The organism is Rhizobacter sp. P1_G5 (assembly GCF_056405435.1).
Map to the genome: position 1 here is coordinate 1 of NZ_JBFUCB010000813.1, position 2239 is coordinate 2239.

3 protein-coding genes are annotated in these 2239 nt (G+C 70.0%); all 3 read left to right on the forward strand.

All coding sequences use genetic code 11. From position 1 onward, the window contains the following. On the forward strand, nt 1-389 hold a 389-nt coding region (locus tag AC1D12_RS31405; protein ID WP_477845101.1), incomplete at its 5' end, for a CoA transferase. Next, the gene (locus AC1D12_RS31410; RefSeq protein WP_465112079.1) at nt 389-1204 is read left to right on the forward strand and encodes an HpcH/HpaI aldolase/citrate lyase family protein; all 816 of its coding nucleotides are present in this window, start codon (nt 389-391) and stop codon (nt 1202-1204) included. The genes AC1D12_RS31405 and AC1D12_RS31410, both read left to right, overlap by 1 nt. Before the next feature lie 31 nt (nt 1205-1235). Next, a partial coding sequence (locus AC1D12_RS31415) for a class-II fumarase/aspartase family protein (protein ID WP_477845102.1) occupies nt 1236-2239 on the forward strand: 1004 nt, incomplete at its 3' end.

Consider the following 2239-nt stretch of genomic DNA (forward strand, 5'->3'; position numbering starts at 1 on the left):
GTCCCGAGCTGGCGCGTGACCCGCGCTTCGCCGGCAACGCCAGGCGCGTGGCCGAGCGCGCGGCGTTGCGCCAGCTCATCGTCGACACCTTCTCGACCTTGACCGCAGCGCAGGTGGCCGAGCGCCTGGAAGCGGCGCAGATTGCCAACGCCCGGGTCAACACGATGCACGAGGTCTGGGCGCACCCGCAGCTCAAGGCGCGCCGGCGCTGGCGCGAGGTGGGCTCGCCCGTCGGCATGCTGCCGGCCATGCTGCCGCCGGGAACCTGGGAGGAGGGGCCTCGCATGGATCCTGTTCCCGCGCTCGGCGAGCACACCGACGCCATCCTGGGGGAACTGGGAATCGGTGCCGACGAGATCCGCGCGCTGCGGGCCGCGGAGGCGATCTGATGGACCCGCGCACCTATCTCTTCGTGCCTGGAAACCGCTCGGAGCGCTTCGCCAAGGCGCTGGCCAGCGCTGCCGATGCCATCGTGCTGGACCTCGAAGACGCCGTCGCGCCGTCGGCCAAGGCCGAGGCGCGCGATGCAGTCGCGCAGTGGTCTCGCCAAGCCGCGGAAGGCGAGCGTGAACGTACCGTCGTGCGCATCAACGATCCGCAGTCGATCGCCTTTGCCGACGACCTGCAGCTGCTGCGCGAGGCCGGCCTCTCGAACGTCATGCTGCCCAAGGCCGAGTCCGCGGCGCAGGTCCGAGCCGTTCGTGACGCCCTGCCCGAGGCTCGTGTGCTCGCGCTGATCGAAAGCGCGAGAGGCGTCGCGAGCGCGCATCAAGTGGCAGGTGCTGTGGGCGTCTCCCGCCTGGTCTTCGGCACGCTGGACTACGCGCTCGACCTGGATCTTGACATGGCAGACGGCCCCGACGGCCTGGGCCATGCCGCCAGCGTGCTGGCCATCGCTTCGCGCGTCGCGGGCCTGCCTGCGCCCGTCGCCGGCGTGACGCCCCAGCTCGACGACGAACGGCAGCTGCTGGCCGACCTCGCCTGGTCGCGCCGCCATGGCTTCGGCGCCAAGCTGTGCATCCACCCCCGGCAGATCGGGCCCGTCCATGCCGCCCTCGCACCGAGCGCGCAGGCCATCGACTGGGCGCGGCGCGTCCTGGCTGCCGAGGCCGCGTCACCCGGTGCGGCCCGACTCGAGGGTCGACTGGTCGACCGGCCGGTCGTGCTGCAAGCCCGACGCACCTTGCAGCGCGCCGGCGCCTGATTCCATCCTGATCTTCAGAAAGCACTCCATCATGCCCGCCACCCTTATCGACTCCGCGATCTTCCAAGGCATCTTCTCCAGCGACGAGATGCGCCACGTGTGGTCCGACGAGAATCGCACCCAGAAGTACCTTGACATCGAGTCCGCGCTGGCCAAGGTGCAGGGTCGCCTGGGACTGATTCCGCAGGAAGCCGCCGACGAGATCGTCAGCCACTGCCGGCTGGAGCAGATCGACATGGGCAAGCTGCGCCAGCAGACCGAGCGCATCGGCTACCCCGTCCTCGGCGTCGTCTCGCAGCTCAATGCGCTGTGCCGCGACAAGCTCGGCGAGTACTGCCACTGGGGCGCGACCACCCAGGACATCACGGACACCGCGACCGTGCTGCAGATCCGCGAGGGCCTGGCCCTCGTCGACCGCGACCTCGAGGCGATCTCGGCCGCGCTGGCCAGGCACGCGAAGGCGCACCGCCTGACACCCATGATCGGCCGCAGCAACCTGCAGCAGGCCATCCCGGTGACCTTCGGCTACAAGATGGCCGGGCTGCTGTCGGCGATCGAGCGCCACCGCGAGCGCCTCGCGCAGCTCAGGGAGCGCGTGCTGGTCGGCGAGTTCGCCGGCGCGGCCGGCACGCTGGCGTCGCTGGCCGTGGGGGCGATGGAAACGCAGGCTGGCCTGTGTGCCGAGCTCGGGCTGAAGCAGCCCGTGATCGCCTGGCACACCATCCGCGACAACATCGCCGAAGTGGGCGCGGTGCTCGGCCTGATCGGCGGCACACTCGGCAAGCTCAGCATGGACGTCAAGCTGATGATGCAGACCGAGGTCGGCGAGGTGTACGAGCCGTTCGCGCACGGCCGGGGTTCGAGCAGCACCATGCCGCAGAAGCGCAACCCCATCTCGAGTTGCTACATTCACGCCGCGATCTCGGTGGTGCGCCAGCACGCCGCCGCCTTGATGGACGCGATGGTTGCCGATCATGAGCGCTCGACCGGCCCGTGGGAGATCGAGTGGATCGTGCTGCCCGAGTCGTTCTGCCT

Coding starts and splice junctions, on each gene's coding strand:
- AC1D12_RS31410 (WP_465112079.1), top strand. CDS start 389: ATGGACCCGCGCACCTATCTCTTCGTGCCTGGAAACCGCTCGGAGCGC.